This window comes from Streptomyces sp. NPDC048623 (assembly GCF_040650755.1).
Lineage (GTDB): Bacteria > Actinomycetota > Actinomycetes > Streptomycetales > Streptomycetaceae > Streptomyces.
Window position 1 is genome coordinate 116,064 of record NZ_JBEZHV010000023.1, and the last position, 7,618, is coordinate 123,681.

Annotated in this window: 6 protein-coding genes; 1 reads left to right on the forward strand and 5 read right to left on the reverse strand. The window is 73.2% G+C overall.

What is annotated here, in order from left to right; all coding sequences use genetic code 11:
* Positions 1-8: 8 nt before the first annotated feature.
* Genes AB0C73_RS28575 through deoC form a run of 3 tightly spaced genes read right to left on the reverse strand, consistent with a single transcriptional unit; the run spans position 9 to position 3,320 of the window.
* Positions 9-902 (reverse strand): aldehyde dehydrogenase family protein, encoded by an 894-nt coding sequence (locus AB0C73_RS28575; protein ID WP_362535760.1) that lies wholly within the window; start codon positions 900-902, stop codon positions 9-11.
* On the reverse strand, positions 895-2,355 hold the full coding sequence (locus tag AB0C73_RS28580; protein ID WP_362535762.1) for an aldehyde dehydrogenase family protein: 1,461 nt from the start codon (positions 2,353-2,355) through the stop codon (positions 895-897). Before AB0C73_RS28580 ends, AB0C73_RS28575 begins: the two co-directional genes overlap by 8 nt.
* Positions 2,356-2,360: 5 nt before the next feature.
* On the reverse strand, positions 2,361-3,320 hold the full coding sequence (gene deoC / locus AB0C73_RS28585) for a deoxyribose-phosphate aldolase (RefSeq protein ID WP_362535763.1): 960 nt from the start codon (positions 3,318-3,320) through the stop codon (positions 2,361-2,363).
* 331 nt (positions 3,321-3,651) lie between these two features.
* Between deoC and AB0C73_RS28590 the strand changes: the two genes are divergently transcribed.
* Positions 3,652-4,296: a PH domain-containing protein gene (locus AB0C73_RS28590; protein WP_362535765.1), complete on the forward strand. Its 645-nt coding sequence runs from the start codon at positions 3,652-3,654 to the stop codon at positions 4,294-4,296.
* 156 nt (positions 4,297-4,452) lie between these two features.
* Here the strand turns inward: AB0C73_RS28590 and AB0C73_RS28595 are convergent, their stop codons facing one another.
* Both AB0C73_RS28595 and AB0C73_RS28600 read right to left on the reverse strand, forming a co-directional pair.
* Entirely contained in the window at positions 4,453-5,676 is a 1,224-nt protein-coding gene (locus tag AB0C73_RS28595) for a hypothetical protein (RefSeq protein ID WP_362535766.1), read from the reverse strand.
* Between the two features lie 157 nt (positions 5,677-5,833).
* Positions 5,834-7,498: a phospho-sugar mutase gene (locus AB0C73_RS28600; protein ID WP_362535782.1), complete on the reverse strand. Its 1,665-nt coding sequence runs from the start codon at positions 7,496-7,498 to the stop codon at positions 5,834-5,836.
* Positions 7,499-7,618: the final 120 nt, after the last annotated feature.

Sequence of the window (7,618 nt, forward strand, 5' to 3'; positions counted from 1 at the left end):
TGTCCGGCTTAGTACGCGGAGCCGCTCGCGCCCAGCGAGCCCGTCGGGTGCCAGACGGTCTTCGTCTCCAGGAAGGCGGTCATGCGGTCCGTGCCCGGGGACGCGGTGAAGTCCTCGGTGCGCGGGCGCAGGACGCGCTTCAGGTTGTCCGCCGCGGCGATTTCGAGCTCGCGGGCCAGCTCGGCGTCCGCGCCCGTGAGGTCGATCGCGTTGACGTCGAGGTGGGCCGCGAGGTGCGGGCCCATCTCGGCGGCCTTGCCGGACAGGATGTTGACGACGCCGCCCGGGAGGTCGGAGGTGGCGAGCACCTCGCCCAGGGAGAGCGCGGGCAGCGGGGCCTGCTCGGAGGCGATGACGACCGCGGTGTTGCCGGTCGCGATGACCGGGGCGATCACCGAGACCAGGCCGAGGAAGGACGACTCCTGCGGGGCGATCACGGTGACGACGCCGGTCGGCTCCGGGGTGGACAGGTTGAAGTACGGGCCGGCCACCGGGTTGGCGCCGCCGACGACCTGGGCGATCTTGTCGGTCCAGCCCGCGTACCAGACCCAGCGGTCGATCGCGGCGTCGACGACCGCGGCGGCCTTGGTCTTGCCCAGGCCCTCCGCCTCGCCGACCTCGCGCACGAACTGGTCCCGGCGGCCCTCCAGCATCTCGGCGACGCGGTAGAGGATCTGGCCGCGGTTGTACGCGGTCGCGCCCGCCCAGCCGCCGAACGCCTTGCGCGCGGCCACGACCGCGTCACGGGCGTCCTTGCGGGACGAGAGCGGGGCGTTGGCCAGCCACTTGCCCTTGGAGTCGGTCACCTCGTACACCCGGCCGCTCTCGGAACGCGGGAACTTCCCGCCCACGTACAGCTTGTAGGTCTTGAAGACGCCAAGACGGGTCTGACTGTCAGACATCGAGGTAGGCCTCCAGACCGTGACGGCCGCCCTCGCGGCCGAAGCCCGACTCCTTGTAACCGCCGAACGGCGAGGTCGGGTCGAACTTGTTGAACGTGTTGGCCCAGACGACCCCGGCCCGGAGCTTGTTGGCCACCGCGAGGATGCGGGAGCCCTTCTCCGTCCAGATGCCCGCCGACAGGCCGTACTGGCTGTTGTTGGCCTTGGCGACGGCCTCGTCCGGCGTACGGAAGGTCAGCACCGACAGGACCGGGCCGAAGATCTCGTCGCGGGCGACGGTGTGCGCCTGGGTGACGTGGGTGAAGAGCGTCGGGGCGAACCAGTAGCCGGACGACGGGATGTCGCACGGGGCGGTCCAGCGCTCGGCGCCCTCGGCCTCGCCGGTCTCGACGAGCGAGGTGATCCGGGCCAGCTGCTCCTCGGAGTTGATGGCGCCGATGTCGGTGTTCTTGTCGAGCGGGTCGCCCAGGCGGAGCGTGGAGAGGCGCCGCTTGAGCGAGTCGAGCAGCTCGTCGTGGATCGACTCCTGCACCAGGAGACGGGAGCCCGCGCAGCAGACCTGGCCCTGGTTGAAGAAGATGCCGTTGACGATGCCCTCGACGGCCTGGTCGAGGGGGGCGTCGTCGAAGACGATGTTGGCGCCCTTGCCGCCCAGCTCCAGGGTGAGCTTCTTGCTGGTGCCGGCGACGGACTTCGCGATGGAGCGGCCGACGGCGGTCGAGCCGGTGAAGGCGACCTTGTTCACGTCCGGGTGCTCGACGAGCGCGGCGCCCGTGTCCCCGTACCCCGGAAGGATGTTGACGACACCCTTCGGCAGCCCGGCCTGGCGGCAGATGTCCGCGAAGAACAGAGCGGACAGGGGGGTGGTCTCGGCGGGCTTGAGGACGACCGTGTTGCCGGTCGCGAGCGCCGGGGCGATCTTCCACGCGAGCATGAGCAGCGGGAAGTTCCACGGGATGACCTGGCCGGCCACGCCCAGCGGGCGCGGGTTGGCGCCGTAGCCGGCGTGGTCGAGCTTGTCGGCCCAGCCCGCGTAGTAGAAGAAGTGCGCGGCGACCAGCGGGAGGTCCGCGTCGCGGGTCTCCTTGATCGGCTTGCCGTTGTCCAGGGTCTCCAGGACGGCCAGCTCACGGCTGCGCTCCTGGATGATCCGGGCGATCCGGAAGAGGTACTTGGCGCGCTCGGCGCCCGGCAGCGCCGACCACTTCTCGAAGGCCTTACGGGCTGCCCGCACCGCGCGGTCCACGTCCTCGGCGCCCGCCTGGGCGATCTCGGAGAGGACCTCCTCGGTGGAGGGGGAGACGGTCTTGAAGACCTTGCCGTCGGCCGCGTCGGTGAACTCGCCGTCGATGAACAGACCGTAGGAGGGCGCGATGTCGACGACGGAACGGGACTCGGGCGCCGGCGCGTACTCGAACGGGGAGGGGGAGGGAGATGCGGATACAGATGCCATGGTGATCAGTCCACCGTCACGTAGTCGGGGCCGGAGTAGTGGCCGGTCGCCAGCTTCTGACGCTGCATGAGCAGGTCGTTGAGCAGGCTGGAGGCACCGAAGCGGAACCAGTGGTTGTCCAGCCAGTCCGCACCGACGGTCTCGTTGACCAGGACCAGGAACTTGATCGCTTCCTTGGTGTTGCGGATGCCGCCGGCCGGCTTCACGCCGACCTGGACGCCGGTCTGCGCGCGGAAGTCGCGCACGGCCTCCAGCATCAGGAGCGTGTTGGCCGGGGTGGCGTTGACCGCGACCTTGCCGGTCGAGGTCTTGATGAAGTCCGCGCCGGCGATCATGCCGAGCCAGGAGGCGCGGCGGATGTTGTCGTACGTGGAGAGCTCGCCGGTCTCGAAGATCACCTTGAGCCGGGCGCGGTCGCCGCACTCGGCCTTGATGGCGGCGATCTGCTCGAAGACCTCCAGGTAGCGGCCGGCGAGGAACGCGCCACGGTCGATGACCATGTCGATCTCGTCGGCGCCGGCGGCGATGGCGTCGGCCGTGTCGGCCAGCTTCACCGGGAGGGCGGCGCGGCCGGCCGGGAAGGCGGTCGCGACGGAGGCGACCTTGACGCCGGAGCCCTTGAGGGCGGCCTTGGCGGTGGCCACCATGTCGGGATAGACGCAGACGGCGGCGGTCGACGGGGTCGTGCGGTCGGTCGGATCGGGACGGACGGCCTTGGCGGCGAGCGCCCGGACCTTGCCCGGGGTGTCCGCGCCTTCCAGCGTCGTCAGGTCGATCATCGAAATGGCCAGGTCGATGGCGTACGCCTTGGCCGTCGTCTTGATCGAACGGGTGCCGAGCGACGCGGCGCGCGCCTCCAGGCCGACGGCGTCGACGCCGGGCAGCCCGTGGAGGAAGCGGCGCAGCGTGCTCTCGGACGTGGTCACGTCGGCGAAAGCGTGTGCTGCAGGTGCAGTGGTGGGCATGGTCACCAGTCGAGCATATCTACGCGCGTAGCGGCGTGTACAGGGGGCTGCTCGTGCGAGCGTGCGAACGCGCAGGTGGGTGTGGGGGAGCGGGGGTGGGGGTGAGTCCTGTCACATGCCTGTGGCAGGGGCCGTACGGTGCCCGGCGGGAGGCCCACGACCGCGCCGCCGACGACGCGCCGACCGCGCCGCCGACCATGTCACCGACCGCGCGCCGACCGCGCCACCGACCATGTCACCGACCGCGCCGCCGTCCCGCCGGCCTCGTCCGCACCGGGTCCACCTCGACCTCCTCACCCCGGGCGCGTGAACGCTGAGGCAGAATCGGGCCATGACCTCCGCCCCGCCGCCGTCCGCGCAGCCCTCCGAGCCGTCCGCCCCGGACCGTGTCTTCCGTTCGCCGCTGGGGATCGCGAGCGGGGTGTTCCTGGTCGTGCTGGCCCTGTTGCTCGGGGTCGACGCGATCGTGCGCGGGGACGGGCGGACGCCGTGGCTGGCGCTCGCCGTGCTGATCATGGTGATCCCGCTGATCGTGGCGTTCACGATCCGGCCGGCCGTGTTCGCGGGCGCCGAGCGGCTGCGCGTCCGCAACCCGTTCCGCACCGTCACGCTGCCCTGGGGCGCCGTCGCCGACGTGCGGGCGGGCTACTCCAGCGAGGTCTTCACCCAGGAGGGCCGCAAGTACCAGCTCTGGGCCATCCCGGTCTCCCTGCGCCAGCGCAAGCGGGCCGCCCGCCTGGCCGCCCGCGCCTCCCAGGACGATCCCCACGGCCGCACGTCGGTGACCGCCGACGTCTCCGACAAGGGCCGCGTCGCCCCCACCGACCAGACGGTGGCCGACCTGCGGGAGCTGGCGGAGCGCCGCGGCACCCTGCCGGAGGCCCAGGGCGAGCCCCGGATCCGCTGGGCCTACGAGATCCTCGCGCCGGCGGCGGCCGGTCTGGTGCTGCTCGTGATCCTCGGCGCGACGGGCTGATCCGCCCGCCTGTCCCCTGAACAGCACGCGCGGAGGACGCGGCCGGGGCGGCCACCCCGCCGGCCTGCGGCCTCCGCGGAGCTGGGCGTCGTCCCGTCGGCCGCCGCCTCCGGCGCGCCGGTCGGTGCCGGTCGCCCCGCCCGCGCCTCTGCCCCCTCACGGCGGCCCCTGCCACACCAGCACCATGTACGCCCCCAGCCACGCCGACGACAGCGCCGCACCGCCGAGCAGTACCGCGGTCGTCGGGAGCCTGGCGCGGGACAGGGCTGTCGCCAGGGGCAGCAGCAGGGGGAAGCACGGCAGCAGGAAGCGGGCGCGCGGGAAGTAGACGCCGCCGCTGCCCAGGACGACCAGGAGCAGCACGGCGGCGAAGACCAGCAGGGGGAGGGGCTGGCGGTCGGTCAGGCAGAGGAGGAAGAGTCCGGCCGAGGCGATCAGGACGAGCGACACCACGGCCAGGAAGAACTGCGGACGCGTGGCGTACACCAGGTTCTGGAGCAGCCGGTCGTGGGTCACCGCGCCGCCGTCCCAGACGTTGCCCCAGACGCGCTGGACCGCGAAGTAGCCGTCCAGACGGCCGACGCGGAGGCCGACCCAGCCCACGTACGCCAGCCAGCCCAGCGGCGCGGCCAGCGCGGCGAGCAGCGGGGCCCGGCCCCGCCGCCGGGCGGCCAGGAGCCCCGCCACCGACACCGCCGCCGCCACCGCGATCCCGGTCGGCCGGGTCAGGCCCGCGCCGATCGCGAGGCCCGCCGCCCAGGCCCAGCGCCCGGTGAGCACCGCGTACAGCGCCCACGCCGCGAGCGCCGTGAACAGCGACTCCGTGTACCCCATCCACTGCACGAGCGCGACCGGCGTCGCGCCCCACAGGACCGCGAGCAGCGTGCCCGTACGGCGCCCCTTCAGCCGGTCGCCGACCGCGAACACCCCCCACGCCGCCGCGAACGAGCACAGCACGGCGAGCACCAGGCCCACGGAGGCCGCCGGTGAGCCCGGGGTGACCGCCGCGACCGCCTTCACCAGGGCCGGGTAGAGCGGGAAGAAGGCCAGGCTGCGCGGGGGATTGGTGAGGTGGTCGCCGTGCTCGTGGATGTAGCCGTGATCGGCGATGGCCAGATACCACCTGGAGTCCCAGGACCGCGCGAGCGCCGGCCACACGCCGTGCCCCTGGAGATGGGCCCAGTGGGCGAGGACGAGCAGACCGACCAGCCGGACCGCGAGATAGCCGAGCAGCGCCGGGGCCGCGTGCCGCAGGGCCCGAAGCAGGGCCCGAAGCAGGGCCCGCCGTACGGGAGTGCGCGAGGTGCCTGGGGGTGCGGGGGCTGCCGGCGGCGCGGCGGCGGTGCGGCGGCGGGTCAGCTGCGTCGGCACGGGAGGCATCGGGTCACTCTGCCCCGGCCGCCCGGACCCGTCCGCGCGTCGCGCCCGCCGCCGTACCCGAACCACCCGAACGGCCGGTGGCCCGTACGGAAGTCGCTCGAAGTCGCTCGAAGTCGCTTCCGTACGGGCCACCGAAAGGCCGTGCGAGGGAGGCGGGTCAGAGACCGGCCGCCTCCGCCAGGTCCTTCTTGATCGCGCCGAGCACCGTCGTGGCCGTCGCCCGCGCCGTCGCCAGCTCGCTCGCGTCCGCGACCGGGACCACGACCTCCAGGTAGCACTTCAGCTTCGGCTCGGTGCCGGACGGGCGCACGATCACCCGCGCCCGGTAGTCGCCCTCCAGGTGGTAGCGCAGACCGTCCGTCGGCGGCAGCGACTCCGTGCCCTTCGTCAGGTCCTCCGCCGAGACGACCGTCAGACCGGCCAGCCGGACCGGGGGCTTCTCGCGCAGGGCGGCCATCGCGTTCGCGATGACGCCCAGGTCCTCGACCCGCACCGACAGCTGGTCCGTGGCGTGCAGACCGTGCGCGACCGCCAGGTCGTCGAGCAGGTCGGTCAGCGTGCGGTCCTGCTCCTTCAGCTCCGAGGCCAGCTCGGCGACGAGCAGCGCCGCCGTGATGCCGTCCTTGTCGCGGACGCCGTCCGGGTCGACGCAGTAGCCGAGCGCCTCCTCGTACCCGTACCGCAGACCGTCCACCCGGGCGATCCACTTGAAGCCGGTCAGCGTCTCCTCGTAACCGACCCCGGCATCCTCGGCGATCCGGCCGAGGAGGGAGGACGACACGATCGACTCGGCGAACACGCCCGTCGCGCCCTTGTGCACCAGGTGCGCGGCGAGCAGCGCGCCGACCTCGTCGCCGCGGAGCATTCGCCAGCCGCCCTCGACGGACGCGTCCGGCACCGCCACCGCGCAGCGGTCGGCGTCCGGGTCGTTGGCGATCACGAGGTCGGGGTCCACGGCCCGGGCCGCCTCGAAGGCGAGGTCCATCGCACCCGGCTCCTCCGGGTTCGGGAACGCCACCGTCGGGAACGCCGGGTCCGGCTCCGCCTGCTCGGCGACGAGCGCCGGCGGCGGGAAGCCGTGCCGGGCGAACGCGGCCGTCAGGACGTCCTTGCCGACACCGTGCATGGCCGTGTAGACCGTCCGCGCGGTGCGCGGGGAACCGGGGGACAGGACGGCGTCCGTACGCGCCAGATAGGCCTCCAGGACCTCGTCGCCGAGGACCTCCCAGCCCTCGGACGGGCGCGGTACATCGGCCAGCGCGCGCACCGCGTCGATCTCGGCGGCGATCTCCGCGTCCGCGGGCGGCACGATCTGCGAGCCGTCGCCCAGATAGACCTTGTAGCCGTTGTCGCGCGGCGGGTTGTGGCTCGCGGTCACCTCGACACCGGCGACGGCGCCCAGGTGCCTTATGGCGTACGCGAGGACGGGCGTCGGCAGCGGGCGCGGGAGCAGCGCGGCGCGCAGGCCGGCGCCGGTCATCACGGCGGCGGTGTCGCGGGCGAAGTCGACGGACCTGTAGCGGGCGTCGTAGCCGATGACGACGAGTCCGCCGGTCCGGCCCTTCGCCTTCAGGTACGCGGCGAGGCCGGCGGCGGCGCGGATGACCACGGCGCGGTTCATCCGCATCGGTCCCGCGCCGAGCTCACCGCGCAGCCCGGCGGTGCCGAACTGCAGGGTGCCGGCGAAACGGGCGGCGAGCTCGGCGCGGGCCTCGTCGTCGGCGCCGCGGTCGAGGAGCGCGGCGAGTTCGTCGCGGGTCTCCTGGTCGGGGTCCTCGGCGAGCCACGCCTGGGCCCGGGCGAGGAGGTCGTCCTGCGTCACGGTGGTGCCTTTCGGGGTGTGCGGGTGGACCCAGGCCAGCTCGGACTCCGTACGGGCCGGGAAGCCGTACTCCCAGCGCGGGTCGTAGGCGAGCTCGTCGTGGCCCCAGTTGCGCTCGTT